Genomic DNA, 25,687 nt, shown 5'->3' on the forward strand with positions numbered 1-25,687 from the left:
TGCTGCGCGGCGGCGCCGAGCCGCGCCTGGTGCCGCCGCGCAGCATCCCGACCGGGCGGGCGACCCGCCCGGCGAACCCGACGCCCCGCCCGACCGACACGGCGGACCGCACCCCCGCGCGGGGGAGCGCCACCGGCGCCGGCAGCGATCCCGCCACCACGGCCTCGACCCGACCTTCCGCCCCGGCCGCGGGCGGGCCGAAGCCCAAGATGCCGCCGCGCGCCCCCGGCGCCATCGACGTCCCGGTCGCGCCGCTCGATTGATCGCGCGGCGGGCACCGGACCGACCCGGACCGCACCGGATCGCCTCCCGACAAAAAAGAAAGCGCCCCGGGCGGGGCGCTTCCAGTTTCGCGATAAGGCGCACTCTCGGGCGCGCTCCTCGCGGGTCTTTTCGGTCGGGACGCGGGGCTTCGGCCGCACGGGCCGAAGTCCCGCCGGATCGTCACGCCGGCATCGTCACGCGGCCTTGGCGTCGATCACCTTGCCGGTCGCCTGGGTGGCGCCGATGGCGATCTGGCGCGGCTTCATCTTCTCCGGAATCTCCCGGACCAAGTCGATATGCAGGAGCCCGTTCTCCAGCGAGGCGCCATGCACCTCGACGAAGTCGGCGAGCTGGAAGGCGCGCTCGAACGCGCGGGCCGCGATGCCCTGGTAGAGGACCTCGCCCTTCTTCTCCTCCTGCTTCGGCGCCTGCTTGTCGCCCCGCACCGTCAGGGTGTTCTCCTTCGCCTCGATGGCGAGATCCCCGGCCGCGAACCCGGCCACGGCGAGCGTGATGCGATAGGCGTTCTCGCCGGTCCGCTCGATGTTGTAGGGCGGATAGCTCGAGCCCTGGCCCGAGCCCTGGCCGTCGTAGCCGGCGACCTGGTCGAGCATCGAGAACAGCCGGTCGAAGCCGACGGTCGAGCGGTAGAGCGGCGTGAGATCGAAAGTCGTGCGCATAAGCATATCCTCCTAAGAGCGATGAGCTGTCGCGAAACGGTCCGCCTGCTGGCCGGACCCGTTCGAGCGCCGCCTGATGGCCGGCGCCATTGGTGATATGGGACGCCCCAAACCGGCTTCAAGTCCCCCTCGAAACGCCGGCGCGGGCCGGTTGAGCGGCCGGCCCGGCCTGCTATAAGCGGCCGTCCGCCCGGCCCCTCGCGACGAAAGTCCCCGCCGTGAAGCTCGTGTCCATACCGGCCAATCCGGCCCCCTCCGGCGCGGCCGTCGGCGCCATCGAGACCCCGGACGGGGTGACGCTGCGCTACGCCCGCTTCGCCCCGCCGCCGGGCCGCAAGGGCACGGTCTGCCTGTTCCAGGGCCGCGCCGAGTTCATCGAGAAGTATTTCGAGGTGGTGCACGACCTGCGCAGCCGCGGCTTCGCGGTGGCGACCATCGACTTTCGCGGCCAGGGCCTGTCGCAGCGCGCCGTGCGCGACAGCCGCAAGGGCCACGCGCGCCGCTTCTCGGACTATCTGATCGACCTTGAGACCTTCGTGAAGCAGGTGGTGCTGCCCGACTGCCCGCCGCCCTTCTTCGCGCTCGGCCAGGGCATGGGGGCGACCGTGTTGATCGAGTCGGCGGCGCGGGGCCATCGCTGGTTCGACCGCATGGTGCTGGCCTCGCCGATGATCGGCCTCGCGCAGCGGCCACTGTTCGGTGCCGGCCCGACCTTCGCCCGCTCGCTGCGCCTGCTCGGCTTCGGCCGCCTCGCCGTGCCCGGCGGCAGCCGGCACGCCGCCGCGGCCGAGCCGTTCGCCGACAATCCGCTGACCTCCGACCCGATCCGCTATGCCCGCACGGCCGCCGTGATCGAGGCGGAGCCGGCGCTCACGGTCGGCGCCCCGACGGTCGCCTGGACGGACGCCGCCTTCCGCACCATGACGGCGATGCAGCGGCCGCAATATCCGGCCCGGCTGCGCCAGCCCATGCTGCTGATCGCCGGCGGCCACGATACGATGATCTCGACCGCGGCGATCGAGCGCTTCGGGTTCAACCTGCGGGCCGGCTCGCACCTGGTCATCCCGGGCGCCCTGCACGACTTGATGATGGAGCAGGAGCAGCTGCGAAAGCTGTTCTGGGCCGCCTTCGACGCCTTCGTCCCGGGCACGCCGCTGTACGGGTAGATGCCCGTCCGGGGTGCCGGAAGGATCGAAGCAGCGCCTCCGGCGGCGGCTGCGTGCCCCGGACAAGGCGCGTCAGGCTGCAGGCCTGATGCGCCGCAGAGCCGGGGCCCAGGGACGCCACGACCGGCGGCGCCACGACGGGCGGGATGACGGCTGCACGGCAACCACTTCGCTCCATCTCCCCTGGGTCCCGGTTCGCGGCGCGTTGCGCCGCGCCCGGGACACGAGACCTCGACCGGCGTCACCCCGCCCGCAGCGCCATCAGGGCGGCGGCGTGGACGCGCTTGTCGCCGGCCGCGACGATGCGGCCGCCGCGCTCGGCCGGCGCGCCTTCCCAGGTGGTGACGATGCCGCCGGCGCCGGCGATGATCGGGATCAGGGCGGCGACGTCGTGCGGCTTGAGCTCGGTCTCGATGACCAGATCGATGTGGCCGGCCGCCAGCATGCAGTAGGCGTAGCAGTCGCCGCCGTAGCGGGAGAGCCGCACCTGCTCCTCGACCTTGACGAAGGCGGCGCGGTCGGCGCCGTTCATCAGCCGCGGGCTGGTGGTGAACAGCACGGCCCGCTCCAGGCTCTCGCAGGGGCGCACCAGCATGGCCCGCTCGCTGCGCGGCCCGCGATAGCGCGCCGCCTTGCCGTCGCCGGAGAAGCGCTCGCCGTAATAGGGCTGGTGCATCATGCCGAACACCGGGGTGCCGCGGCGGGTCAGCGCGATCAGCGTGCCCCAGGCCGGCATGCCGGAGATGAACGACTTGGTGCCGTCGATCGGGTCGAGCACCCAGACATATTCGGCGTCCGGCCGGTCGGCGCCGAACTCCTCGCCGACGATGCCGTGGCTCGGGAAGGTGTCGCGGATCATCGCCCGCATGGCGAGCTCGGCCGCCCGGTCGGCCGCCGTGACGGGGTCGAAGGCGCCGCCCGCGTTCTTGTCGTCGACGGTGAGCGAGGTGCGGAAGAACGGCAGGATCGCCTCTCCCGACACGGTCGCCAGGCGGTCGATGAACGCCGAAAAATCGATTGCCGTCATTGATGGCCCCTCGCCCCGGCGGGGCAATCCCGCGGCCTGCGATGAAAATGATCCGTGCCGATCCGGCGCGGGCCCGCCGACGGCCGACCCACACCGGGATGGCGTATAAGAGGTCGTGGCGGCGGGCAACCCGGCCGTTGGTCTCGCCGCGATCGGCCGCGACCCGGCGCCCGGCCTTGCGGGGGCGGCCGCCCGCATGCGACGACGGCCCCCGGGCCGCGACGGCCCGCCGGGACCTCGCCATGACCGACCCCTCGTCCCCGCCGACCGACCCGGCCGGCGGCCGCCGCCCTGTCCGCTCGACGACCCTCGTGGTGGCGCTCGTCGCCACGCTGGGCGCCGGCTATCTCGTCAGCCAGTTCCTGCGCAACGGCATCGCCGTGCTGGCGCCGACCCTGACGGCCGATCTCGGCCTGTCGGCGAAGGACCTGGCGCTGGTGTCGAGCGTCTTCTTCTTCGTCTTCGTCGCCGTGCAGATCCCGCTCGGCGTGGCGATCGACCGCTTCGGCCCGAAGCGCGTCATGCTCGCCTTCGCCGGCCTGGTGATCGGCAGCACGCTCCTGTTCGCGGCCGCCGCGAACGCCGGCGAGCTCCTGGTCGCCCGCGCCCTGATGGGCGTCGGCACCGCCTGCTACCTGATGGCCCCGCTCGCCTACTACGCGCGGGCGTTTCCGCCGGAAAGGTTCGCGACGCTGGCGGGCCTGCAGCTCGGCGTCGGCACGCTCGGCTCGCTCTTCGCCACCGCGCCGCTGGCGCTCGCCACCGCGGCGGTCGGCTGGCGCGCCACCTTCGCGGCGACGGCCGGGCTGATGGGCGTGATCGCGCTCCTGGTCGCCGTGCTGATGCGCGAGCCGAAGGCGGTCGCCGAAGCACGCCGCGAGACGGTCGCCGACGGGCTGCGGGGCGTCCTCGCGGTGTGGCGCCTGCCCGACGCGTCGCGCCTGTTCGTCATGAACCTGACCGCCTATTCGAGCTTCGCCCTGGTGGTCGGCCTGTGGGGCGGCCCCTATCTCACCGACGCCTACGGTCACGACCTCACCGCCCGGGGCGCCCTCCTGTTCGTGCCGGCCCTGACCCAGGCGGCCGGGATGATCGTCTGGGGCGCCGCCGACCGGGTGTTCGGCGGCTACAAGGTGCCGACCCTGATCGGCGCGCTGGCGACGGCGCTGCTGCTCCTGCTCCTGGCCATCGTCGGCACCCTGCCGGCGCCGGCTCTGTGGGCCTGGCTCGCCGCCTTCGGCTTCTGCTCGGCCTTTCTGCCCGTGGTGATCGCCCACGGGCGCGCCTGCTTCCCCGACCGTTTGGTCGGCCGCGGCATGACACTTATGAACATGGGGACAATGGGGGGCGGCTTTCTGTCGCAGCTCCTCGGAGGACTATTGATCCACCAGTTCGCCCCGCTCGCCGGACGCTATCCGCTCGACGCATACCGCGCGGTTTTCCTTGCACAATTTGTGTTCTGCCTAATCGGTGTGCTGGCCTACGTGAAAGTCCGCGACCCCCACCGGTAGTCTATGGCGTGGACGCAACGGCCGCCGAGGAACCCGAGAAGCGCGGAGCCGCTATGTCGGGCTCGGCTTGCAATTGGTGCGATGCGATGACATATTTCTGCGGTGCGGTAGCGCGATCGCTCGTGTTACCGCCGCCCTCCTTGGGCGTTTCCTCCCTAGACTTGGGCCGCCGGCACCCGCTGGCGGCCTTTTTTTTGTGGCTACACTTGGGCAGCGCGCCTTTATGACTTGGACGTGATCAGCACGACCGTGCGTAGACGTCTTGCGCGTTATGATTGATTAACTTTGGCTGCTCGCACCGAAACGAACAATTATGACAGCCCACGCTCGCGTTTATACGCCAGCACGAAAGACTAGCGTCGAAGTGGTTATTCGGCGGCCGCGCGGCAGGGCTTGAGCTCGTCCGCCGACAGCTCGGCGAGCCGGTCGACCACCACGCCCATGTCGGCGATCACCCGCTCGAAGCTGCTGGTCCGGGTCTGGCGCCGCTCGTCCATGTAGAGACCGCGGTTGATCTCGAACTGCAGGACATGGATGCCGGTCGCCGGGCTGCCGTAGTGCTCAGTGATGAAGCCGCCCGCATAGGGCTTGTTGCGGCCGACCACGTAGCCGAGATCCCGCAGCACCGTCTCGACCGCGGCGGAGACGATCGGCGAGCAGCTCGTGCCGTAGCGGTCGCCGAGGATCACGTCGGCGCGGGGCCGCTCGTCGCGCGGGCCGCCGGCCGACGGCATCGAATGGCAGTCGATCAGCACCGCCACGCCGAAATCGCGCTGGGTGCGGCCGATGAGCCGCCGCAGGGTGCGGTGATACGGCTTGTAGAGCGTCTCGATGCGACCGAGCGCGTCATCGACCGGCAGCCTCCGGCCGTAGATCTCCTGTGCGTCGCCGACCACCCGGGCGATGGTGCCGAGCCCGCCCGCCACCCGCATCGAGCGGGTGTTGGCATAGGACGGCAGGCGGCCGTCGAACATGCGGGGGTCGAGCTCGTAGGGCTCGCGGTTCACGTCGACATAGCAGCGCGGGAAGAACGCCCGCATCAGCGGGTAGCCACGCGCCACCACGTCGGCGAACAGCTCGTCGACGAAGGTGTCCTCGGAGCGCCGCAGGGTGGCGAGGTCGAGCCGGGTCGTCTCCAGGAAGATCCGCGGATACACGCAGCCGCTGTGCGGCGAGTTGAACACCAGCGGTCCGGCGAGCTCGGCCGGCTCTTGAACGTCGAACGGGGGATCGAGCTCGTCTGGCGAATCGGACATGCGGCTGCGGCGGACCTGGACGCTTTTCGGGACGGGGCCCGGACGGCCGGTCGCGGCAACAGGCGTCGCAGCACGGTGGTCCGGTAAGGAGGTCGGGGCACGGCCCCGTTCGCCCGGTCGGCGCGGCGGTCGCGTCGTCCGGCGGCGTCATTGTCCATGATGTGACACGCGCTGCCAAGATCCGCGACCAAGATCGATCGCGACCAAGGTCGATGCGCGCAAGATCGATGGTCGATCGGCGGCCGCTTCACTTCGTGTTTACCGGGACTCGCGCTTATGGAATGTTGAACAAGGGACTAGGCACGGGGCTGGCCGAGGATTCGGCCAGGGACACGCGATGGAACAGCCGGGTGCGGGGATGTCCAGGATTCTGCTGGCCGAAGACGACAACGACATGCGCCGCTTTCTGGTGAAGGCGCTGCAGACCGCAGGCTACGAGGTCACCTCCTACGACAACGGCCTGTCGGCGTATCACCGGCTGCGCGAGGAGCCGTTCCAGCTCCTCCTGACCGACATCGTGATGCCCGAGATGGACGGCATCGAGCTCGCCCGCAGGGCCTCGGAGCTCGACCCCGACATCAAGATCATGTTCATCACCGGCTTCGCGGCCGTCGCGCTCAACCCCGATTCGGCCGCCCCCAAGCACGCCAAGGTGCTGTCGAAGCCGTTCCACTTGCGCGAGCTGGTCACCGAGGTCCAGAAGATGCTGACCGCGGCCTGAGGCCGCCGGCCCGCATCCGCCGCCCGGCGAGGCGCCTCGAATCGCCGGCCTCGACCATCGCGCAGCGTTTCGTCACACGGCCTTCGTCTCCGCCCTTGCCCCGGCCCGAGCGAGCCGATATAGGAACCGTCACCTCGGCCCCGACCACGCCGAGGCCCGGGACCTCGGTCCCGGCCGGGAACCGGCCCTCGGCCAGTCTCCCGAAGCCGTCACCGACGGCGGGCGCGTAGCTCAGCGGAAGAGCACTACCTTGACATGGTAGGGGTCACAGGTTCGATCCCTGTCGCGCCCACCATCTTCTCCGACCAGCCCTCCCCGACATGTCGCGTGCCGTTCGCCTCCCATCGGGAGAGCACGTATGCGGCGGTGCTTGTGACCGACGAGGCGCGGTGACATAGCTGGCGGCTAGGCCCTGCTCCTGCCCGGGCGCCCCATGACCGACCTGAAATCCACCGCGGCCCCGGCCGCGACCCGCCGCTTCGCCGACCATCTCGGCCCGCTCGCCAGCGCCGCCGGGATGGCCTTCGTCGTCTGGCAGGCCGTGACCCACGGGCTGCCGGTGGCGCTCGCCACCGCGCCCGGCGAGAGCCTCGCGGTGCTGCTCGGCGCCACCGGCCTGCAGGCGCTCGGCGCCGTGCTTACCGGCATCGGCTGGGTGGTGCTGCTGCGTCTCCTGGTGCGGCCGACGATGCGCAAGAGCTGCCTGTTCGGCATCTTTCTCTACACCCAGCTCGACCGCTACCGGCCCGGCAACGTGCTGCAATTCGCGCACCGGCACGCGGCGCTGGCGCCGTTCGGCGTGACGATCGGCGAATCGCTCACCGTCGCGATGGCCGAGGCGCTGTGCCTGCTCACCGCCACGGGCATCCTGGTCGGCATCGCGGCCGCCCTCGGCCGCTTCGACTGGAGCCTGCCGTTCCGCATCGCCGGCGAGTTCTCGCTCGCCGTCACGGGCATGGCCGGGGTCGCGCTCCTGGTCATGGTGGTGCTGCAGCGCTCGGTCGTCGCCCGCGTGTTCGCCTCGCGCCGCGCCGTCGCCCGCATGCTGTTCGCGGTCGGTCTCGACATTGCGACCTTCGCGGCCATGGGGCTGGCGCTCGACGCCCTGATCGGCCTCGCCGCCCCGGACGTGACGCGCGACCTCGTCTCGCTGTCGGCGATCTGCGCCGCCGCCTGGCTCGCCGGCTTCGTGATGCCGGGTGCACCGGCCGGGCTCGGAGTGCGCGAGGTGGTGCTGACCGTGCTGCTCGCGCCCGTCGTCGGCGGCGGCGCCGCCGCGATCGCCCTGGCGCTGCGGCTCGCCGCGATTCTCGCCGACGCGCTGGCGGCCGGCGCCGGCCGGCTGATGATGCTGCACGCCCATCCGCGCCCGCCGGTGGGCGCGGATGCGCGCTGAACGGCGGACGACGGACGGCGCGCCTCAGGGCGCCTCTATGCCATTGTCGCGGACGATCTCGGCCCAGTGGGCGATCTCCTTGCGCAGCAGCGCGCGGGCGCCCGCCTCGTCGCGATACTGCTTCGCCGCCACCGTGACGCCGGCCTTGTCGAAGGCGGCGAGCAACGCCGGCTGGACCAGCGCCGCCTCCAATGCGACGCGCACCTTGTCGGTGACGGCGGCCGGCGTTCCGGCCCGCGTCATCAGCACGCTCCAGAAGTTGGTCAGCGCCTTCGGCCCCAGCACCTCGCCGAGGCTCGCGACCGACGGCAGCATCGCGGCGCGCTCGGCCGAGGTGACGGCGAACGCCTTGGCGAGCCCCTCCTGGGCTGGGCCGACCGCCGCCTGCAGGGGCGAGGCGGTGAGGTCCGCATGCCCGGCGATGACGTCCTGCACGGCCGGACCGCCGCCCCGGTACGGGATCATGTCGCCACGGCCGGCGGCGCGCGCCAGCGGCACGATGCCGAAATGGCTGGCGCTGCCGACGCCCGCGTGGGCGAGCTTGGCCGGCATCGGCGACGTCTTCATCCAGGTGATCAGCTCGGGGAGCGTCGTCGCCGGAATCGTCTTGCGGCCAAGGATCACCAGCGGCGAGTCGCTGACGAAGGCGATCGGCACCAGATCCGTCTCGGAGTCGAACGGCAGGTTCCGGTACAGCGCCGCGTTGATGGCGAAGCCGACATTGTGCAGGAGCAGCGTGTAGCCGTCCGGCGCGGCGCGCGCCGTGCGGGCCGAGCCCATGTTGCCGGCGGCGCCGCTCACCGTCTCGATCACCACGGTGCCGCCGATCGACTCGGACAAGGCCGGTGCGAGAATGCGGGCCAGCACGTCGGTGCCGCCGCCCGGAGCGAACGGCACCACCAAGGTGATCGGCCGCTCCGGCCAGCTCTGGCCGAGAACCACTCTCGGGCTCAGCACGGTCGCAGCCGCCATCGCCGCCACGGCGCTTCGGCGCGTGACTCCCACGGTCGTCTCCTCGCTCGTTTCCTGCCGCTTCTTGTCGTTGTTGCGATCTTGACCGAGGGGGCCGCGCATGGCAACGGCGCCGCCCCTACTTTGTATGCATAGCTCGGGGCGCGTGCGTGCCACCGGCGCAGGACGGAGGCGCCGTCACTCCGGCTCGAGCAGATCGGCGAGGCGCGGATACAGTGTCGTGAAGTCGTCCTTGGCCCAGCCGAGCGCGATGGCGCGGCGCAGCAGATCGGCGGTCAGATGCGTGTAGGGCGCCGGCTCGCCGCGCCGGTCGGCGAACTCCGCCGCCATGGCGAGATCCTTGGCGAGGTTGGAGACGGTCGAGCGGCCGTCGAACCGGCCGGACAGGATGTGGTTCGGGAACCGCATCTCGCTGATGAAGCTGCGCGCGTTGCCGGCGTTGAACACGTCGATCACGGCGGCGAGGTCGAGCCCGGACGTCTCGGCGAGCCGGCAGGCTTCGCTCAGCACCAGGAAGTTGGTGTGCACCACCATGTTGTGGAGGAGCTTCAGCGTGTGGCCGGCGCCCGACGGCCCGACCAGCGCGACCTTGCGGGTGAACGCCGCCAGCACCGGGCGGACGTGCTCCAGCACGGCGGCGTCGCCGCCGCACATCAGGGTCAGTGTGCCGGCATCGGCGCCGGCGGCGCCGCCCGTCATGCCGCAGTCGAGATAGGCGCGGCCCGCGGCCGCCGCCTCGGCGGCGAGCGCCCGCGTCGCGACCGGATCCGAGGTGGTGAGATCGACCAGCACCTGATCGGGCCGCGCGACCGAGAGGATTCCGTCGGGGCCGCGCAGAGACGCGGCGATCTCCGTCACGGTCGGCACCACGAAGACGATCACGTCGCACGCCGCCGCCATCGCGCGGCCGGCGGTGAACAGGATGTCGTGGCAGAACGGAAGATCGCGGGCGCCGGGCGCCGGATCGAAGGCGGCCTTCAAGAAGCCGGCGCGGGCCAGATTGGCCGCGACGCCCCGGCCCATCTGGCCGAGGCCGACGACACCGACGCTCAGAGTCATGTGCAGGTCCGATGCGGAGGGGACGCGAGGCGGGGGCGCCATTCAAGCCCGGCCGCACCTGACATGCAAGGTGGCCGAAGCAACGCGCTCGGCCACGCGCAGGCCCGGGTCGATCACGGGCCCGGCGGCAGCATGCCTTTCTGTTCGAGACGCTTCGCGGCCTCCGGGCTCGCCAGCACCGACAGGAACGCCTTCGCCGCGACCGGGTCGCGCGGGCTCGGCGACAGGCCGCCCGCATACACCGTGTAGTTCTGGATCTCGGGGGGCAGCGCGCCGACCAGCACGGCGTCCTTGACGGCGAGGATCTCGCTGACCTGGTGGAGGGCGAGATCGGCCTCGCCGGACACCACCTTGGTGGCGACGAGCCCGCCCGGCACCAGCACGGCCTTGGCCTTGACGGCGTCGGCGATGCCCCACTGCTCGAACAGCTTCGTCAGGTAGATGCCGCTCGACCCGCCCGAGGCCGGGTCGATCATGGCGACCCTCCTGGCGCCGAGCAGCGCCGTCTTGAACGACTCGACGGTGGCGATGTCCGGCTTCGGCGCACCCGACGCCACCGCGACGCCGATGCCGACGCGGGCGAGCGGCACCGGCGGACCGGCCGCGACCCGCCCCTTCTCGGCGAGCCCCTTCAGACCGCCCGGCGTGAGCACGATCACGTCGAAGCTCTCGCCGCCCTCGACCCGGCGGACCAGCGCACCCGCCGTGTCGTTGACCACCTCGACCTTGTGGCCGGTCGCCTTCTCGAACGGTGCCACCGTCTCCACCACGATCGGCTTGAAGGCGCCGGTGGTGAGCACTTTTACATCCGCGGCGGTGGAGGGTGACGTGGCGGCCAGCGCGGCGAGGAGGGGTGCGGCGACGACGGTTGCGGCCACGCGAGTTGCGAAGAGGCGCGAGACGATCAACATGAAGTCCTCGGGGGTGAGGCGGGGGAACCGGCGGCCGCATCGTCCGCGACGGCACGGCCGCTGTCCAGCCGGGATCGGCGTCACGCGACCGCGAATTGACGCCGCGCGCCTGCCGTGTGACAGGCGGCGCATGCCCTGTCGGCGCGCCTCGGCGGCCGCGCCGCCGAGCAAGGAGACCCGCATGACGGCCCGACGGGCGGGCAGCGCCGACCTTCCGCTCCACGGCGGCCACGTGCCGCCCTGGCTCGCGACCCGCATGGCGCGGCTCGGCGCCGTGATCACCCAGGCGATCGTCCATCACTACGGCCGCGACGAGTTCCTGCGGCGGCTCGCACATCCGTTCTGGTTCCAGTCGTTCGGCGCCGTGATGGGGATGGACTGGCACTCCTCCGGCATCACCACGAGCGTGATCGGCGCCCTCAAGCGCGGCCTCGCGCCGATGCGCGACGAGCTCGGCCTCACGGTCTGCGGCGGCCGCGGCCGGCACTCGCGAAAGACGCCGGGCGAGCTCCTGGCGATCGGCGAGCGCACCGGGATCGATGGCGCGGCGCTCGCGACCGCGAGCCGGCTGGTCGCCAAGGTCGACAGCGCCGCCGTGCAGGACGGCTTCGACCTCTATCTGCACGCCTTCGTGGTCACCGACGACGGCCGCTGGGCCGTGGTCCAGCAGGGCATGAACGACGCCCGCCGCCAGGCGCGGCGCTATCACTGGCTGTCCGAAGGACTGAGCGACTTCGTCGACGCCCCGCACACGGCGATCGACGGGCGGCCGCAGGGCGCCATCGTCAATCTCGCCGACCGCCGCGCCGCCGCCTCGCGACGCGCCCAGCTCGACCTCCTCGCGGGCCTCGGGCCGGACGGCATCGCCCGCGCGCTCGCCCGCATCGATCCGCAGCCGGAGGCCTCGGCGGCAGCGGCGCCGCAGCCCGAGGCGCAGCCCCTGCTGCCGCATCTGATCATGCCGACCCGTCACGAGGTGCGCCCCGAGGACATCGTCACGCGCCGTCTGCACGGCGCGCTCGCCGCCGCGGCCGAGCGCGGGCCGCAGGATTTTCCCGATCTCCTGCTCACGCCCGGCGTCGGCGCCCGCACGGTGCGGGCGTTGGCGATGGTCGCCGAGGTGGTGCACGGCGCGCCCTGCCGGTTCAGCGATCCGGCGCGCTTCTCGCTCGCCCATGGCGGCAAGGACCGTCACCCCTATCCGGTGCCGCTGAAGGTCTACGACGAGACCATCCGGGTGCTGAAGTCGGCCGTGACGCAGGCGAAGCTCGGCCGCGACGAGGAGCTCTCGACGCTGCAACGGCTCGACGCGCAGGCCCGCGCGCTGGAACGCGACGCGACCGGCCCCGAGGTCGACACGCTGATCGCCGAGGAGCGCCGCCGCTCGCCGGACTACGGCGGCCGCAGCGTGTTCGGTTGGGAGAAAGACGCGACCCGGCCCGGGCCGTCCGACTGACGGACGTGATCACGACGGGGTCGCAGCCCGTGTGCTGATGGGAGTGGAGCGAGGCCTTTCGACCATCGTCGTCCCGGGGCGGCGCGTCAGCGCCGAGCCCGGGACCCATACGCCCTGTCTTTCATGAGCCACCGACACCGGGGTTATGGATCCCGGGCTCGCGGACCTGCGGTCCGCGCCCCGGGATGACGAATTCTGTAAAGCCCTCGCCTGCGCGTACGACTACCACTGCGAGGCTGTGCCTTCACTCAATAGTCAGCCCGATGGGCCAGCTCGGCCAAGATGCACAAATGCCCTGTCGACGGCGCACGTTCAGAGGAAGTTGATGTTGGTCGCCTTCACCAGCGCGAAGGTGGCGTCGATCTCCTTGCGGATGAGCGCGTCGAACTCGGCCGGCGCGATCGGCATCGGGTCGACGCCCTCCTGGGCGAGCCGCTCGGCGAGCCCGGGCGTCGCCTGCGCCTTGCGGGTCGCGGCATGGAGGGCCTCGACGATGGGACGCGGCGTCTTCGCCGGCACGAACATGCCGGTCCAGAACGTGTAGTCGGAGTCGGCATAGCCGAGCTCGGTCGTGGTCGGCACATCCGGCAGGGCCGAGCAGCGCTGCGGCGTGGTGACGGCGAGCGCGATCAGCGAGCGGTCGCGCACGAAGGTGAGAGCCGAGGCGATGCTGGAGCAGGAGAAGTCGACCCGCCCGGTCATCACCTCGACCAGCGCCTCGGGCATGCCGCGGAACGGCACGTGGATGCCGGGGAAACCGGCCGCGAAGCGCAGCCGCTCGGTGCTTACATGGGTGGCCGAGCCGACGCCCGCCGTGCCGAACGTGAAGCCGCCCGGTTTGGCCTTGGCGGCGGCGACCAGCTCCTGGAGGGTCTTGATGCCGGACGCCGGCCGCACCACCACCACATTGGGCGAGGAGCCGAGCGAGGCGACGGCCGAGAGATCGCGAGCGACGTCGTAGCCGAGCTTCGGATAGACCACCGGCGTCGCCGAGTGCATCGACGAGTTGATCAGCAGCGTGTAGCCGTCCGGATCGGCGCGCGCGACCGCCGTGCCGGCGATGGTGCCGCCGGCGCCGGGCCGGTTCTCGACGATGATCGACTGCCCGAGCAGCCGCGACAGCGGGTCGAGCGTCATGCGGGCGACGATGTCGATGGTGCTGCCGGCCGACAGCGTGACGATGGCCTTGATCGGCTTCGACGGCCAGGTGTCGGCCTGGGCGCGGAGCGACAGGGCCGGGGCGGCGAGCGCGGCACCGGCGAGCTGCAGGCTTCGACGACGGGTGAGCATCCCGAAATCCTCCCGGATCGATGCGATCCGGGCCGGCATGCTAGCCCTCTACTTTGGCGCGTGACATACGCAGTGTTTCACATCAGATAAACATCGGATCGCGGCCATCGTGTCACGTCCGAAGTGATCAGAATCGATTGTCGTACACGATCACGCGGGGGCGGCGTCGCGATCCCAGGGCGGCACCGGGGCGAAGCGCTCGGCCAAGAGATCGATGAAGGCCCGCACCTTGGCGGGCGGGCGGCGGTTGGACGGATAGGCCGCGTAGACGCCGGAGAGCTCCGGGGTCGGCTCGTCGAGCACGAGCGGCACCAGGAGCCCGGCGCGGATCTCGCGGGCGACCAGGAAGCTCGGCATGTAGACGAGGCCTTGCCCGCCGACCGCCGCGACCACCAGGGCGTCGCCGTTGTTGGCCGCGAGGCTACCTCTCACCTCGACGACGTGACGGGCGTCACGCCCGAACGCCCAGCGGCCGGCGCCGACCGTCTGCGACAGCGTGTAGCCGAGGCAGTCGTAGCCGGCGAGGTCGGCGATCGTGCGGGGCGTGCCGCGGCGCTCCAGATAGGACGGCGCGGCGCACACCATGAGCCGCGACGGGGCGAGCTTGCGGGCCACCAGGGTCGAGCTCTGCATCCGCCCGATGCGCACCACCATGTCCCAGCCCTCCTCGATCAGGTCGACGACGCGGTCGTTGAGGCCGAGATCGACGACGAGGTCGGGATGGCGGCGCGAAAACTCCGGCAGCAGGGGCGCGATCTCACGGATGCCGAACGAGAATGGCGCGTTGAGGCGCAGCGTGCCGCGAACCTCGACGGTTTCGGCCGAGGCGGTGGCGTCCGCCTCCTCCAGCTCGGCAAGGATGCGCTCGACCGATTCGAGGTAGCGCCGCCCCGCCTCGGTGAGGGTGAGCCGGCGGGTCGTGCGGTGCAGGAGCTTGGTGCCGAGCCGCGCCTCGAGCGCCGCCAGGTGCTTGGTCGCCATGGTCTGCGACATGCCGAGCGCCCGCCCGGCCGCCGACAGGCTGCCGAGCCCGGCCACCCGGGCGAACACCTGCATGCCGGTGACCCGATCGAGCATGTCGTCTCCGTCATTCCGGGCCGGTGCACAGCACCGGACCCGGGATCCAGCCAAGACCGCTGAGTCTGCTGCTGGATTCCGGGTTCGCGCCGTTCGGCGCGCCCCGGAATGATACCAGCTGCCATAAACCCCGACCCGTCATCCTGAGGTGCCCGGCGAAGCCGGGCCTCGAAGGATGCGGCCCGGCCGTCGCCCTTCGAGGCTCGGGCTTCGCCCGAGCACCTCAGGGTGACGGTGAGAGTCGGGGCGGAGGCCGATAGTATGACCCAGTGATCGGGATCCGGGCCTTATACGCCTCACACCTATGTTGTGAAATCATATCCGAATGAGGGGAATAATCAAACCAGCACCGGGATGGCACATTGCCTCCAGCGAAACCACTCACCCCCACCGAGGCTTCCATGTCCGCCACCCCGAGCATCGACACCCGCACCGCCCCCTATGCCGCCCTGCTGCTGCGCGTCAGCCTCGGCGCCCTGCTGATCGCCCACGGGCTCCTGCTGAAGGTCGCGACCTTCGGGCTCGCCGGCACGGCCGGTTACTTCCAGAGCCTGGGCTACCCGGCCTTCTTCGCCTACCTCGTGATCCTCGGCGAAATCGGCGGCGGTCTCGCCCTGATCCTCGGCCTGTGGACCCGCTGGATCGCCCTGCTGCTGCTGCCGATCCTGATCGGCGCGACCCTGCAGCACGCCGGCAACGGCTGGCTGTTCACGGCCAAGGGCGGCGGCTGGGAGTTCCCGGTGTTCTGGACCGTGACGCTCGTCGTCCAGGCCCTGCTCGGCGACGGCGCCTATGCGCTGCGTCTGTCCGCCCTCTTCGGCCGCACCGCCCGCATCGGCGGCCCGGTGACCCAGACGCGCTGACCGGCGTTCACCCCCGGCACACACCCGCCTGAAACCTCGGGAGGCCGCCATGGCCCAGCCTGATACCCTGACCCGCATCGAGCCGGCCCTGACGCCGGCTCCGATCGACCCGGCGGTCCGGATCGGCCACGTCCACCTCAAGGTGGCCGATCTCGACCGGGCGCTCGCCTTCTGGTGCGGCGTGCTCGGCTTCGAGCTGGTCCAGCGCTACGGCCATCAGGCGGCCTTCGGCTCGGCCGGCGGCTACCACCACCACATCGGCCTCAACACCTGGGAGAGCCGGGGCGGGTCGCCGCCGCCGCGCGGCAGCACCGGCCTCTACCACGTCGCCCTGCTCTACCCGAACCGGGCGACGCTCGCCGACGCGCTGCGCCGCCTGATCGCCGCCGGCATCCCGCTCGACGGCGCCAGCGACCACGGCGTCAGCGAAGCCCTCTATCTGCGCGACCCCGACGGCAACGGGGTCGAGCTCTACCGCGACCGCGACGCGGCCGACTGGCCGCGCACCCCCGACGGCCGGCTCGCCATGGTGACCCGGCCGCTCGATCTCGACGATCTCTTGCGCGACGCCCCCTCGCGCGAGGTCCCTCCCGGCGAGCCCGCGCGTTGACGCCGGACCGCCTCGACCGACCCTGACCTCGACACGCTTAAACGAAAAGGAGCCCCCCGTGAGCCAGACCAAGATCGCCGTCGTCGTCGGCAGCCTGCGCCGCGACTCGTTCAACAAGACGCTCGCCGCGGCGCTCGCCAAGCTCGCCCCGGCCGACGTGACCCTCGTGCCGGTCGAGATCGGCGACCTGCCGCTCTACAACCAGGACGACGACGGCAACCAGGCGCCGAGCGTGAAGCGCCTGAAGGCCGAGATCGCCGCCGCGCAGGGCGTGATCTTCGTCACGCCGGAGTACAATCGCTCGGTGCCGGGCGTGCTGAAGAACGCCATCGACCACGCCTCGCGCCCGTATGGCCAGAGCGCCTGGGCCGGCAAGCCGGCCGGCGTCATCGGCGTCTCGGTCGGCGCCATCGGGACGGCGATGGCGCAGCAGCACCTGCGCAACATCCTGGCCTATCTCGACATGCCGACGCTCGGCCAGCCCGAGGCCTTCATCCAGATGAAGGAGGGCCTGTTCGACGCCGACGGGTCGATCGGCGCGGCCAGCCGCGACTTCGTGAAGGGCTGGCTCGACCGCTACCTCGCCTTCGTGAAGACCCACGCGGGCTGATCCGCTCTCCGGCGCAGCCGGAGCGAAATAAAGCGCGGGCCGGTGTCGGAACGATCCCGGCCCGTTCGTCTTGCGGGAGAGGCGCCGTCGATGGGGGCGGGGCCGGACCGGAGACGACCATGAAGGTGCAGCCCTATCTGTTCTTCGACGGCCGCTGCGACGAGGCGATCGCGTACTACAAGGCCGTGCTCGGCGCCGAGTCGACCTTCCTGATGCGATTCGAGGACGCCCCGGACCAGCCGCCGCCCGGCGTGCTCCCGGCGGACTGGTCCGACAAGGTGATGCACTCCGAACTGCGGATCGGCGACACCGTGGTGATGCTCTCCGACGGCCGGTGCGCCGGCCAGCCGGACTTCCAGGGGATCTCGCTGTCGCTGACCGCCGACGGCGACGATCACGCCGATCGCTTGTTCGCCTCGCTCGCCGACGGCGGCACGGTGCAGATGCCGATCGGCAAGACCTTCTTCGCCTCGCGCTTCGGCATGGTCGCCGACCGCTTCGGCGTGACCTGGCTGATCATCTCGCCGCCGGCGGGGTGAGGCCTGCGCGTCCAGTCCGTGTCGGGCAGACTGATCCGCAGCTCCGCGTCCGGGGCTCACCCCCCTCCCCACCCCTCCCCCACAAGGGGGGAGGGAGCGGGCTGCGGCGAGCCTCGGCACATTGCTCTACAGCGATATCTCACCTTTGGTCGTGACGCTGCGGCTCCAGCGTTCCCTCCCCCCTTGTGGGGGAGGGACAGGGAGGGGGGTGAGCCACGCAGGAAGCGCCAGCGGCGTTTGTGATAGCGGAGAAAGCTCTCAACTCGCCTTCGCAACCGCCAGATTGATGTTGATGTTCTTCTCCTGGGTGAACGACAGGAGCTCCTCCAGGCACTCCTCGCGGCCGATGCCGGACTGCTTGTAGCCGCCGAACGGCGCGCCCAAGAAATGCTTGCTGGTGTCGTTGACCCAGATGTAGCCGGCCTCGACGGCGGCCGCGGCGCGATGCGCCGTCGTGAGATCGTTGGTCCAGATCGACGCTGTGAGGCCGTACTCGACCGCGTTGACCTGATCGAGCATCGCGGCCTCGTCGGTCCACCGGATCACGCCGACGACGGGCCCGAAGATCTCCTCCTTGAAGATGCGCATCGCCGGCGTCACGTCGGCGAACACGGTCGGCTCGATATAGAAGCCCTTCGCCAGCGCCGGGTCGTCCGGCCGGCCGCCGCCGGCCAGGAGGCGCGCGCCCTCCTGCTTGGCCGAGGCGATGTAGTCGAGCACGCGATCGTACTGCACCTTCGAGATGATGGCGCCCATGGTGGTGGACGGATCGGTCGGCACGCCGGGCTTCCAGTGGCGGATGCGGATCTTCACGCGCTCCAGCACGGCGTCATAGATGTCGGCGTGGATGAAAGCCCGACTCGTCGAGCCACAGGACTGGCCGCACCATGTAAAATTCATGCCGCCAACGAGCCCGGCCGCGACCGCATCCGGATCGGCGTCGGGCCAAGCGATCAGCGCGTTCTTGCCGCCGAGCTCGAGCAGCACGCCCTTCAGCGTGTCGGCCGCGGCCTTCATCACGGCGCGGCCCGTGGCGGCGCTGCCGACCAGGGCGATCTTGGCGACGTCCGGGTGGCTGGCGAGCCGCGCGCCGGCGTCGCGCCCGCCCGGCACCACGTTGAACACGCCGGGCGGCAACAGCCCGTCGATCAGCTCGGCGAGCCGCAGCGAGGACAGCGGCGCCTGCTCGGGCGGCTTCATCACGACCGTGTTACCGGCGGCGAGGGGCGCGGCCGCCTTGCCGGCGACGAACATGAAGGGATGGTTGAACGGCACGATGCGGCCGACGACGCCGAGCGGCTCGCGCACCGAGAAGTTCACCCGGTCCGGCCCCATCGGAATCGAGTGGCCCTTCATCTCGGTGACGAGCCCGGCGAAGAAGTCGAGCTGCGCGGCCGCGATGGTGGCGTCAGCGATCATCTCGGACACCGGGTTTCCGCAGTCGGCCGCGTCGAGCATCGCCAGCTCGCCGGCATTGTCGCGCAGCACCCGCGCGATCTCGCGCAACACCTTCGCGCGCTCGAGAGGCGGGACACGGCGCCACGTCTTGAACGCCTGCTTCGCCGCCGCGACGGCCGCGTCGACGTCCTCGGCCCCGCAATCCGCGACGGCGCCGAGCGACTCGCCCGTGCCGGGGCTGACCTGATCGAGATGCCGGCCGGTCGTCGGCGCATGCCAGGCACCGCCGTAATACGCGCCGCGCGCCTCCGGAAGCTTCAGCGCGATCGCGGCGAGGGACTTGGGTGCGACGGGTGTGTTCATGGCAGTCTCCAAGCTGCGCTTCGGCTGATCAGGCGGAGAGGGGGCTCGCTATCGTCAGTCGTCCCAGGGCGGCGCAACGCGCCGAGCCCGGGACCCATACGCCCTGTCTCTCGTGAGCCATCGGCGCCGGGATTATGGATTCCGGGCTCGCGGGCCTGCGGCCCGCGCCCCGGAATGACGAGCCTCATCACGACGCGACGGCGATCGGCTCCGGCACGGCGGCGGGGATGGCGGGCGCCACCGCGACCCGGCCGCGGATCAGATCGGCGGCGCGCTCGGCGATCATGATCACGGGTGCGTTGATGTTGCCGCCGACCAGATCCGGAAACACCGAGGCGTCGACGACGCGCAGGGCCTCGACCCCGATCACCTTCAGCTCGGGCTCGACCACCGAGGCCGGATCCTCCGCGGCGCCCATGCGGCACGAGCCGCAGGGATGGTGCGCCGTGACGGCGGTGCCGCGCACCGCCTGCTCGATTTCGGCCTCGCCGCTCGCCCGCGCGAGCGGCCCGATCTCGCCGTCCGTGAACGCCTTCAGGGCCGACTGCCGGCCGATGTCGCGGAACAGCGCGACGGCCCGCCGCATCGTCGCCCAGTCCTTGTCGGTCGCCAGCAGCCGCTGGCGGATCAGCGGATGCGCGGTCGGATCGGCGGAGCGCAGCGCGATCTCGCCGCGGCTCTCTGGCCGCAGCAGCACGATGCGGGCCGAGAAACTGTCGGCGAAACCTGTCTGACCCGGCCAGTAGGGTGCGGCGCCGAGCGGCCCGGCGATGAACAGCATCTGGGTGTCCGGCACGGCGAGCGTCGGATCGGTCTTGGCGAAGGCCGTGAGCCCGCCCGGCAGATCGGACGCGAAGCCGGTGCCGAGCACATAGCCGCGCGCGATCGACACGGCGAGCCGGTCGATCCGCATGTTGTAATGAACCGGCCCGGGCTCGCGCCGGCCGTACATCATCAGCGCGGCGACGTGATCCTGCAGGTTCTTGCCGACCGACGGGCGCGCCGCCGTGACGGAGATGCCATGACGCGCGAGCGCCGCCGGATCGCCGACGCCGGACAGCATCAGGATCTGCGGCGACGCGATGGCGCCGCCGCACAGGATCACCTCGCGCCCCGCCCGCACGGTCTCGACCGCACCGGCCGCCGAAAGTTCGACGCCGACGGCGCGCCCCTTCTCGATCACGACGCGATGCACGAGCACGTTGAGGCGCAATGTCAGGTTCGGCCGCGACAGCACCGGGCGCAGATAGGCCGCCGACGCGCTGGCGCGACGGCCCTTGCGCACGGTCTTCTGCATGCGTGCGATGCCGAACTGCTCGGCCGCGTTGTAGTCCGGATTGTAGGGAAGCCCGACCTGGCCGGCCGCCGCCACATAGGCGTCGATCAGCGGGTCGGCGTAGCGCGAGCGCTGCGTCGCCAGCGGGCCGGCGCCGCCCCGGTAGGCGCTGGCGCCCTCCTCCCAGCTCTCCTGCTTGCGGAAGTAGGGCAGCACGTCGCCCCACGACCAGCCGGCCGCGCCGCCCGCGGCCCACCGCTCGTAATCGCTGCGGTGGCCGCGCACATAGGCCATCGCGTTGACCGAGGAGGAGCCGCCCAAGACCTTGCCGCGCATGCATTCCATGGCGCGGTTGCCGGTCGCCGGATCCGGCTCGGTCTCGTAGCCCCAGTCGTAGAGGCGCTTCTGAAGAATGCGGCCCCAGCCGAGCGGCAGCTGGATCAGCGGGTCGCGATCGGAGCCGCCGGCCTCGAGCAACAAGACCTTCACGTCCGGATCCTCGGAGAGCCGGGCGGCGAGCGTGCAGCCCGCCGAGCCGGCGCCGACGATCACGTAGTCGTACTCGCTGACGGTCATGCGCGGCGCTCCGCACCCGCTGTCCTGATCACTTCGGCGCCTTGGCGTCGACCACGGCCTTGAGCTTGACGAACTCGGCCTTTGCGGCCGGGTTCTGCTCGACGATCTTGGTGCCGAGCGCGACGAAGCCCTGCATCATCTTGGTCTGCTCGGCCTCGGGGAGCTTCAGGATCTCGCCCTTGTTCTCCAGCCACACGGCGTTCGCCTTCTTGACGTTGTCGACGCCCCAGCCGAACGCCTGCTGCTCGGCCTCGCGCCCGGCGGCCCGAATCGCCTCCTGGACGTCCTTGGGCTGCGCCTGGAACCACGCCTCGTTGACCAGATTGACCGAGACGATGTGCGCGAAGTTGAGGTCGGTCACGTGCTTGGCGACGTCGTAGTACTTGAACGCGGTGAGGATCGGCATGCCGGCCAGCACCCCGTCGATGCCGCCCGACTGGAGCTGCGGGATCACCTCGGAGAGCGCCAGCGGCACCGGGATCGTGCCGATCGACTTCATCGGCTCGATCTGCAGGGGCGACGCGAAGGTGCGCACCTTCATGCCCTTCATCGCCTCGAGGGTCGGCGCCGGCTTCTTGAACAGCACCAGGGTCGGGCTGTTGTAGATGGCGCCGATGACCCGCAGGCCGCGATTGACGAACATGGTCTCGAGGTGGTCGCGATAGGCCGGATCGTGGATCACCGCCTTGACGTGCTCGGGCGAGACGAACAGGCCGGGCACGTCGAAGATCTGGAAGCGCGGATCGAGCGTGGTGACGAACGAGGTCGGCGTGATGAAGGACTCGATGGTGCCGAGCGACACGCCCTCGGCCATGCGCGGGATGGCGCCGAGCTGGCTCGCCGGATAGATCTCCACCTTCACCTTGTCGCCGACCCGCTTCTGCAGCGCCGCCGCGAACAGCTTCTGCCACTCGTGCTGGACGTCGTTGATGGTCGCGTTGGCGAGCTTCATCACGGTCTGGGCCGCCGCCGGCGTCACCGACGCCGGGGAGACGGTCGCCACGGCGGCGAGGAGCGTTGCGGCGAGCGCCGCGAGCGAGCGTCGGGACAGGACGGGGCGTTGCGACGACATGGCGGTCTCCGAGGGCTAGATGGCGCGAGCAAGAACCAGCGTGAGGGCCGGCCAGTAAGTGATGATCAGAAGCGCGGCGATCTGCACCAGCGCGAACGGCACGACGCCGCGATAGAGCGTCTCCAGCGGCACGCCGAGCACCGAGCGGGCGACGAACAGGTTCAGCCCGAACGGCGGCGTGAACATGCCGATCGCGACATTGACGGTCATGACGATTCCGAAATGAACCGGGTCGATGCCGAGATGCTTCACCAGCGGAATGAGCAGCGGCGTCAGCACGACGATCGCCGAGGTCGGATCGAGGAAGCAGCCGACGATCAGCAGCATCACGTTGACGACCATCAGGAAGCCCCAGGGGGGCAGATCGAGCGCCGCGATGCCCTCGGTGAGCGCGCGCGGGATGCCGTTGACGGTGAGCAGCCAAGCGAACACGGCGGCGGCCGCGACCACGATCAGGATCTGCGCCGTGAGGATCGCCGAGCGGGTGGCGCAGTCGAGCACGTCGGCCCAGCTCATCTCGCGGTAGACGAAGCGGCCGACGATCACGCCGTAGAGGCAGGCGAAGCCACCCGCCTCGGTCGGCGACGACCAGCCGAGATAGATACCGGCGAGAATCACGACCGGCATCATCAGAGCCGGGAACGCGTCGCGCGTCGTCGCCACGAACCGTCGTAGCGAGAAGCCGACCCGCGTGCTGCCTGGCGCGCGCGCGCCTTGCGCGATCACATAGGCGCACATCATGCCGGCGATCAGCAGGCCGGGCAGCACGCCGCCGGCGAACAGGCGCGGGATCGACTCCTCGGCCGCGGCGCCGTAGAGGATCATCGCGATGCTCGGCGGGATCACGATGTCGATCGAGCCCGAGGTGCTGACGAGCCCGGAGGCGAAGCGCGGACCGTAATCGCGCACGAGGCCGGGATAGAGCGCGCGGCCGATCACCGCGACGGTCGCGGTCGAGGCGCCCGAGATGGCGCCGATCAACGTGCAGGCCCCGACGGTCGCGACCCCGAGCCCGCCCGGCGTGCGGCCGACCAGCGCCAGCACCCAGGCGATCAGCCGGTCGGCGATGCCGGCGCGGCCCATCAGCTCGCCGCCGAAGATGAAGAACGGCACCGCGAGCAGCGCGTAGTTCTCCAGGCCGCCATAGATCACCTGATGGACGGCGATCGGCGGCACCGTCATCACGGTGGCGAAGGAAAGCGCCGCCCCGATCAGGAACAACGCGAAGATCGGCGTGCCGATCGCCAGGAGGAAGAGCGGGACGGCGCCCAATGTCCAGATCATGCGTGCATCCAGATCATGCGTCGATGCCCGAGCGCCGCGCGAGCTCCACCCCGTCGGCGACCACCAGCGCGGCCGCGATCAGGGCGCAGCCGCCGAAGCCGACCAGCAGCGCGGTGTGCGGGATCGTCATCGGCAGGCCGAGCGCCATGCTGGTCTGGCCCGTCATCATGACGCGGCCGACGAAGCCGTAGGACTGCATCGCAGCGTACCCGGCGCCGAGCGCGATCGCGACGTGATGGACAATCGCCAGCGCGAGGCGCGTGCGCACCGAGGCGCGCAGCGGCAGGAAGTCGAGCGCGATGTGGGAGCGGTCGGCGGTGACGAACAGCGCACCGATCATCACCAGCCACACCATGGCGAAGACGAGCAGCTCGTCGGCGCCGATGAACACGCTGCCGAACAGGTAGCGGCCGAGCGCGTTGACGACGTTCAGCACCACCATGCCGATCAGCACCAGCCCGAGGATCGCGCGGCCGGCCCGCGCGACCGCGCGGGCGAGCCAAGCGGCGAGCGGCACGGCAGTCGGCGGCTCGCGTTCGATCGTCATCACGCTCTCGTCCACCACCGTGCTCTCCCTCGGACCGTGCGACCGTCAGACCGTCAGGCGGCGCTGACGAGCGTGCTCGGCTTGGTGCCGGTCGCCACCGCGAAGGCCGGCCGCGCGTCGATCGCGGCCTGCCACTTGGTCAGCGCCGGGAAGTCCGGCCGCTCGATTGGAAATCCGAGGCAGCGCTTCATGATCGGGGCGAGCGCGACCTCGGCCAGCGTGAAGCGGCCGAGCGCGACGAAGTCGCGGCCGGCGAGATGGCCGTCGAGGATCTTCATCGCGGCGACGAGGTCAGCGGCCTGCGTTGCGAAATCGGCGCTGCGCTCCTCGGCCGGCTTCTTGGCGTCCTTGAACACCGCCACATAGGCCGTGTTGACGCTGGCGAGTAGCCAGTCCATCCAACGCTCCACCTCGGTCTTCTCGGCCGGGGTCGCACCGGTCAGCGTCGGCGCGTGCAGGGCGGCGAGATAGCGCAGGATGGTGTTCGACTCCCAGATCACCACGTCGCCGTCGATCAGAGTCGGAACCTTGCTGTTCGGGTTGAGCTTGCGGTACGCGTCGGTCGTCGTGTTGCCGAACTGGCGTCCGTAGTCTTCCCGCACATAGGAGAGGCCAACCTCCTCGAGGAAGAAGATCACCTTCTGCACGTTCCCCGACGTGCTGCGTCCGAGCAGTCTCAGCATTGCTTGTCCTCCTGTTCGGGGCTTCAGCGCCGCAGCGCGTTCGCCGCCTTGACGAATTGCCCGGCGAAAGCCGCCGAGACGTCGATCGGTTGCTTCATGGCGCCCTGGTCGAGCAACGTCTTCGTCGTCGACTCCCAGGCCTCCTTGCTCATCGCGCCGATGCCGTTCGCCTTGGTGTCCTCGCTGAAGAAGGACGCGGCGATGTCGGCCTCGATCTGCTTCAGCAAAACGTCGCGCTTCGGCGCGTATTCGGGATTGGCCTTGATCACGATGTCGACCGCCTCGGGCGGATTCTCGATCACAAACTTGAACGCCTCGAGATAGGCGGTGACGAAGCGCTGCACGAGGTCGGGCTTGTCGGCGATCATCTTCTCGGACGTGATCAGGCCGGAGCCGTAGGCCTTGTAGCCCCAGTCGGAGCCGAGCAGGATCGACAGCGAGCCGGGGCCGCCCGCCTTCGCCTCGAGCTCCGGCACCTCGGCGTCGATGTAGCCGGGCACCGCGTCGACGCGGCCGAGCAGCAGGTAGTTCTCGTAGGGCGGCGATACGGTGGCGCGCTTCACGTCCTCCTCGGTCATGCCGTTGGCCGCGAAGAACGCCTTGGTGAAGATGTAGGTCGAGCCGCTCGGTTGCACGGCGAAGTTCAGGCCTTTCAGATCCTGCGGCTTCGTCAGCTTGTGCTTGGCGGCGATCGTGATCATCGCCATCGGGCTCTTCTGGTTGACGGCGGCGAGCGCCACCACGGGCACGTTCTGCGAGCGCGCGATGGCGAGCGTCGGCAGGTCGCCGAAGCCGAACTCGGCGTTGCCGGCGCCGATCATCCGCATCGTGTTGGCCGAGCCGGTGCCGCGCCGGATCGCCGTCACCTCGATGCCGTGCTTCGCGAACAAGCCCTTCTCCTGGCCGACGAAGAACATCGCATGATTGCCGCGCACCACGTAGTCGAGCTGCACGCCGACCTGATCGGCCGCGGCCGCGGGCGCCGTCGTGCCGGCGAGTCCGCCGGCGACGAGCGCTGCGCCCCCGACGACAGCGCCGAGCCGGGCGAGAACGGATCTGCGGGACGGGGTGGTCATCGTG

24 protein-coding genes, 1 tRNA gene and 1 pseudogene are annotated in these 25,687 nt (G+C 70.7%); 11 read left to right on the top strand and 15 right to left on the bottom strand.

The window, feature by feature from the left end; all coding sequences use genetic code 11:
* Positions 1–263 (top strand): annotated as a pseudogene (locus CCR97_RS03975) (hypothetical protein); the annotation flags it as partial.
* Positions 264–458: 195 nt separating this feature from the next.
* Here the strand turns inward: CCR97_RS03975 and CCR97_RS03980 are convergent.
* Positions 459–944 (bottom strand): Hsp20 family protein, encoded by a 486-nt coding sequence (locus tag CCR97_RS03980; RefSeq protein ID WP_111360552.1) that lies wholly within the window; start codon positions 942–944, stop codon positions 459–461.
* A 218-nt stretch (positions 945–1,162) separates the two neighbouring features.
* Here CCR97_RS03980 and CCR97_RS03985 point away from each other — a divergent pair, with 218 nt between their 5' ends.
* Complete coding sequence (locus tag CCR97_RS03985) at positions 1,163–2,110, top strand: alpha/beta fold hydrolase (RefSeq protein ID WP_111360551.1); 948 nt, start codon at positions 1,163–1,165, stop codon at positions 2,108–2,110.
* 241 nt (positions 2,111–2,351) lie between these two features.
* On the opposite strand, the gene hisN is transcribed toward CCR97_RS03985, so the two are convergent.
* Positions 2,352–3,137 carry a histidinol-phosphatase gene (hisN, locus tag CCR97_RS03990; RefSeq protein ID WP_201159319.1) on the bottom strand — a complete coding sequence of 262 codons (786 nt, stop codon included), beginning with the start codon at positions 3,135–3,137 and terminating at the stop codon, positions 2,352–2,354.
* Between the two features lie 242 nt (positions 3,138–3,379).
* Here hisN and CCR97_RS03995 point away from each other — a divergent pair, with 242 nt between their 5' ends.
* The gene (locus CCR97_RS03995; protein ID WP_111358430.1) at positions 3,380–4,648 is read left to right on the top strand and encodes an MFS transporter; all 1,269 of its coding nucleotides are present in this window, start codon (positions 3,380–3,382) and stop codon (positions 4,646–4,648) included.
* A 368-nt stretch (positions 4,649–5,016) separates the two neighbouring features.
* Here the strand turns inward: CCR97_RS03995 and CCR97_RS04000 are convergent, their stop codons facing one another.
* On the bottom strand, positions 5,017–5,904 hold the full coding sequence (locus tag CCR97_RS04000) for an N-formylglutamate amidohydrolase (RefSeq protein WP_111358429.1): 888 nt from the start codon (positions 5,902–5,904) through the stop codon (positions 5,017–5,019).
* Positions 5,905–6,262: 358 nt separating this feature from the next.
* Here CCR97_RS04000 and cpdR point away from each other — a divergent pair, with 358 nt between their 5' ends.
* From cpdR to CCR97_RS04015, 3 genes are all read left to right on the top strand, one after another.
* Positions 6,263–6,625 carry a cell cycle two-component system response regulator CpdR gene (cpdR, locus tag CCR97_RS04005; protein WP_111358428.1) on the top strand — a complete coding sequence of 121 codons (363 nt, stop codon included), beginning with the start codon at positions 6,263–6,265 and terminating at the stop codon, positions 6,623–6,625.
* A gap of 220 nt (positions 6,626–6,845) precedes the next feature.
* Positions 6,846–6,920 (top strand) — tRNA-Val (locus tag CCR97_RS04010).
* 138 nt (positions 6,921–7,058) lie between these two features.
* Complete coding sequence (locus CCR97_RS04015) at positions 7,059–8,021, top strand: hypothetical protein (protein WP_111358427.1); 963 nt, start codon at positions 7,059–7,061, stop codon at positions 8,019–8,021.
* A gap of 24 nt (positions 8,022–8,045) precedes the next feature.
* Here CCR97_RS04015 and CCR97_RS04020 read toward each other — a convergent pair whose 3' ends face one another.
* The 3 genes from CCR97_RS04020 to CCR97_RS04030 all read right to left on the bottom strand — a co-directional run bounded on the left by CCR97_RS04020 (position 8,046) and on the right by CCR97_RS04030 (position 10,963).
* Positions 8,046–9,026 (bottom strand): Bug family tripartite tricarboxylate transporter substrate binding protein, encoded by a 981-nt coding sequence (locus CCR97_RS04020; RefSeq protein ID WP_170145931.1) that lies wholly within the window; start codon positions 9,024–9,026, stop codon positions 8,046–8,048.
* Positions 9,027–9,170: 144 nt separating this feature from the next.
* Positions 9,171–10,052: an NAD(P)-dependent oxidoreductase gene (locus CCR97_RS04025; protein ID WP_170145930.1), complete on the bottom strand. Its 882-nt coding sequence runs from the start codon at positions 10,050–10,052 to the stop codon at positions 9,171–9,173.
* Between the two features lie 113 nt (positions 10,053–10,165).
* Positions 10,166–10,963 (bottom strand): molybdate ABC transporter substrate-binding protein, encoded by a 798-nt coding sequence (locus tag CCR97_RS04030; protein ID WP_111358424.1) that lies wholly within the window; start codon positions 10,961–10,963, stop codon positions 10,166–10,168.
* 181 nt (positions 10,964–11,144) lie between these two features.
* On the opposite strand from CCR97_RS04030, the gene CCR97_RS04035 reads away from it, so the two are divergent.
* Positions 11,145–12,419, top strand: a complete 1,275-nt coding sequence (locus CCR97_RS04035; protein WP_201159320.1) for a DUF763 domain-containing protein — start codon at positions 11,145–11,147, stop codon at positions 12,417–12,419.
* 312 nt (positions 12,420–12,731) lie between these two features.
* Here the strand turns inward: CCR97_RS04035 and CCR97_RS04040 are convergent, their stop codons facing one another.
* Positions 12,732–13,709 carry a Bug family tripartite tricarboxylate transporter substrate binding protein gene (locus CCR97_RS04040; protein ID WP_170146092.1) on the bottom strand — a complete coding sequence of 326 codons (978 nt, stop codon included), beginning with the start codon at positions 13,707–13,709 and terminating at the stop codon, positions 12,732–12,734.
* A gap of 150 nt (positions 13,710–13,859) precedes the next feature.
* On the bottom strand, positions 13,860–14,786 hold the full coding sequence (locus CCR97_RS04045; protein WP_111360462.1) for a LysR family transcriptional regulator: 927 nt from the start codon (positions 14,784–14,786) through the stop codon (positions 13,860–13,862).
* A gap of 401 nt (positions 14,787–15,187) precedes the next feature.
* On the opposite strand from CCR97_RS04045, the gene CCR97_RS04050 reads away from it, so the two are divergent.
* The 4 genes from CCR97_RS04050 (at position 15,188) to CCR97_RS04065 (ending at position 17,408) form a co-directional block, all read left to right on the top strand.
* Positions 15,188–15,649 carry a DoxX family protein gene (locus CCR97_RS04050; protein WP_111356841.1) on the top strand — a complete coding sequence of 154 codons (462 nt, stop codon included), beginning with the start codon at positions 15,188–15,190 and terminating at the stop codon, positions 15,647–15,649.
* A gap of 49 nt (positions 15,650–15,698) precedes the next feature.
* Complete coding sequence (locus tag CCR97_RS04055) at positions 15,699–16,259, top strand: VOC family protein (protein WP_111356842.1); 561 nt, start codon at positions 15,699–15,701, stop codon at positions 16,257–16,259.
* Between the two features lie 58 nt (positions 16,260–16,317).
* Positions 16,318–16,869 carry an NADPH-dependent FMN reductase gene (locus tag CCR97_RS04060; protein WP_111356843.1) on the top strand — a complete coding sequence of 184 codons (552 nt, stop codon included), beginning with the start codon at positions 16,318–16,320 and terminating at the stop codon, positions 16,867–16,869.
* A 119-nt stretch (positions 16,870–16,988) separates the two neighbouring features.
* Positions 16,989–17,408: a VOC family protein gene (locus tag CCR97_RS04065; protein WP_111356844.1), complete on the top strand. Its 420-nt coding sequence runs from the start codon at positions 16,989–16,991 to the stop codon at positions 17,406–17,408.
* A gap of 258 nt (positions 17,409–17,666) precedes the next feature.
* On the opposite strand, the gene CCR97_RS04070 is transcribed toward CCR97_RS04065, so the two are convergent.
* The 7 genes from CCR97_RS04070 to CCR97_RS04100 form a co-directional block, all read right to left on the bottom strand.
* Positions 17,667–19,169 (bottom strand): aldehyde dehydrogenase family protein, encoded by a 1,503-nt coding sequence (locus tag CCR97_RS04070; RefSeq protein ID WP_111356845.1) that lies wholly within the window; start codon positions 19,167–19,169, stop codon positions 17,667–17,669.
* A gap of 187 nt (positions 19,170–19,356) precedes the next feature.
* On the bottom strand, positions 19,357–21,021 hold the full coding sequence (locus tag CCR97_RS04075; protein WP_111356846.1) for a GMC family oxidoreductase: 1,665 nt from the start codon (positions 21,019–21,021) through the stop codon (positions 19,357–19,359).
* A 28-nt stretch (positions 21,022–21,049) separates the two neighbouring features.
* Positions 21,050–22,093, bottom strand: coding sequence for a TRAP transporter substrate-binding protein (locus CCR97_RS04080; RefSeq protein WP_111356847.1), 1,044 nt, complete (start codon positions 22,091–22,093; stop codon positions 21,050–21,052).
* Between the two features lie 15 nt (positions 22,094–22,108).
* Positions 22,109–23,377, bottom strand: a complete 1,269-nt coding sequence (locus CCR97_RS04085) for a TRAP transporter large permease (protein ID WP_111356848.1) — start codon at positions 23,375–23,377, stop codon at positions 22,109–22,111.
* 13 nt (positions 23,378–23,390) lie between these two features.
* The gene (locus CCR97_RS04090) at positions 23,391–23,924 is read right to left on the bottom strand and encodes a TRAP transporter small permease (RefSeq protein ID WP_146618719.1); all 534 of its coding nucleotides are present in this window, start codon (positions 23,922–23,924) and stop codon (positions 23,391–23,393) included.
* 53 nt (positions 23,925–23,977) lie between these two features.
* Positions 23,978–24,607 carry a glutathione S-transferase family protein gene (locus CCR97_RS04095; protein WP_111356850.1) on the bottom strand — a complete coding sequence of 210 codons (630 nt, stop codon included), beginning with the start codon at positions 24,605–24,607 and terminating at the stop codon, positions 23,978–23,980.
* A gap of 23 nt (positions 24,608–24,630) precedes the next feature.
* Positions 24,631–25,683, bottom strand: a complete 1,053-nt coding sequence (locus CCR97_RS04100; protein WP_111356851.1) for an ABC transporter substrate-binding protein — start codon at positions 25,681–25,683, stop codon at positions 24,631–24,633.
* Positions 25,684–25,687 lie beyond the last annotated feature (4 nt).

This window comes from Rhodoplanes elegans, from assembly GCF_016653355.1.
GTDB classification, from domain to species: domain Bacteria; phylum Pseudomonadota; class Alphaproteobacteria; order Rhizobiales; family Xanthobacteraceae; genus Rhodoplanes; species Rhodoplanes elegans.

Bases quoted from the DNA above. Each gene is read 5' to 3' on its own strand.
- CCR97_RS04045 (WP_111360462.1), bottom strand. From the start codon at position 14,786: ATGCTCGATCGGGTCACCGGCATGCAGGTGTTCGCCCGGGTGGCCGGG.
- CCR97_RS04050 (WP_111356841.1), top strand. From the start codon at position 15,188: ATGTCCGCCACCCCGAGCATCGACACCCGCACCGCCCCCTATGCCGCC.
- CCR97_RS03980 (WP_111360552.1), bottom strand. From the start codon at position 944: ATGCGCACGACTTTCGATCTCACGCCGCTCTACCGCTCGACCGTCGGC.
- CCR97_RS04100 (WP_111356851.1), bottom strand. From the start codon at position 25,683: ATGACCACCCCGTCCCGCAGATCCGTTCTCGCCCGGCTCGGCGCTGTC.
- hisN (WP_201159319.1), bottom strand. From the start codon at position 3,137: ATGACGGCAATCGATTTTTCGGCGTTCATCGACCGCCTGGCGACCGTG.
- CCR97_RS04095 (WP_111356850.1), bottom strand. From the start codon at position 24,607: ATGCTGAGACTGCTCGGACGCAGCACGTCGGGGAACGTGCAGAAGGTG.
- cpdR (WP_111358428.1), top strand. From the start codon at position 6,263: ATGTCCAGGATTCTGCTGGCCGAAGACGACAACGACATGCGCCGCTTT.
- CCR97_RS04035 (WP_201159320.1), top strand. From the start codon at position 11,145: ATGACGGCCCGACGGGCGGGCAGCGCCGACCTTCCGCTCCACGGCGGC.
- CCR97_RS04030 (WP_111358424.1), bottom strand. From the start codon at position 10,963: ATGTTGATCGTCTCGCGCCTCTTCGCAACTCGCGTGGCCGCAACCGTC.
- CCR97_RS03995 (WP_111358430.1), top strand. From the start codon at position 3,380: ATGACCGACCCCTCGTCCCCGCCGACCGACCCGGCCGGCGGCCGCCGC.
- CCR97_RS04075 (WP_111356846.1), bottom strand. From the start codon at position 21,021: ATGACCGTCAGCGAGTACGACTACGTGATCGTCGGCGCCGGCTCGGCG.
- CCR97_RS04040 (WP_170146092.1), bottom strand. From the start codon at position 13,709: ATGCTCACCCGTCGTCGAAGCCTGCAGCTCGCCGGTGCCGCGCTCGCC.
- CCR97_RS04000 (WP_111358429.1), bottom strand. From the start codon at position 5,904: ATGTCCGATTCGCCAGACGAGCTCGATCCCCCGTTCGACGTTCAAGAG.
- CCR97_RS04080 (WP_111356847.1), bottom strand. From the start codon at position 22,093: ATGTCGTCGCAACGCCCCGTCCTGTCCCGACGCTCGCTCGCGGCGCTC.
- CCR97_RS04015 (WP_111358427.1), top strand. From the start codon at position 7,059: ATGACCGACCTGAAATCCACCGCGGCCCCGGCCGCGACCCGCCGCTTC.
- CCR97_RS04065 (WP_111356844.1), top strand. From the start codon at position 16,989: ATGAAGGTGCAGCCCTATCTGTTCTTCGACGGCCGCTGCGACGAGGCG.
- CCR97_RS04025 (WP_170145930.1), bottom strand. From the start codon at position 10,052: ATGACTCTGAGCGTCGGTGTCGTCGGCCTCGGCCAGATGGGCCGGGGC.
- CCR97_RS04090 (WP_146618719.1), bottom strand. From the start codon at position 23,924: ATGACGATCGAACGCGAGCCGCCGACTGCCGTGCCGCTCGCCGCTTGG.
- CCR97_RS04085 (WP_111356848.1), bottom strand. From the start codon at position 23,377: ATGATCTGGACATTGGGCGCCGTCCCGCTCTTCCTCCTGGCGATCGGC.
- CCR97_RS04055 (WP_111356842.1), top strand. From the start codon at position 15,699: ATGGCCCAGCCTGATACCCTGACCCGCATCGAGCCGGCCCTGACGCCG.
- CCR97_RS04070 (WP_111356845.1), bottom strand. From the start codon at position 19,169: ATGAACACACCCGTCGCACCCAAGTCCCTCGCCGCGATCGCGCTGAAG.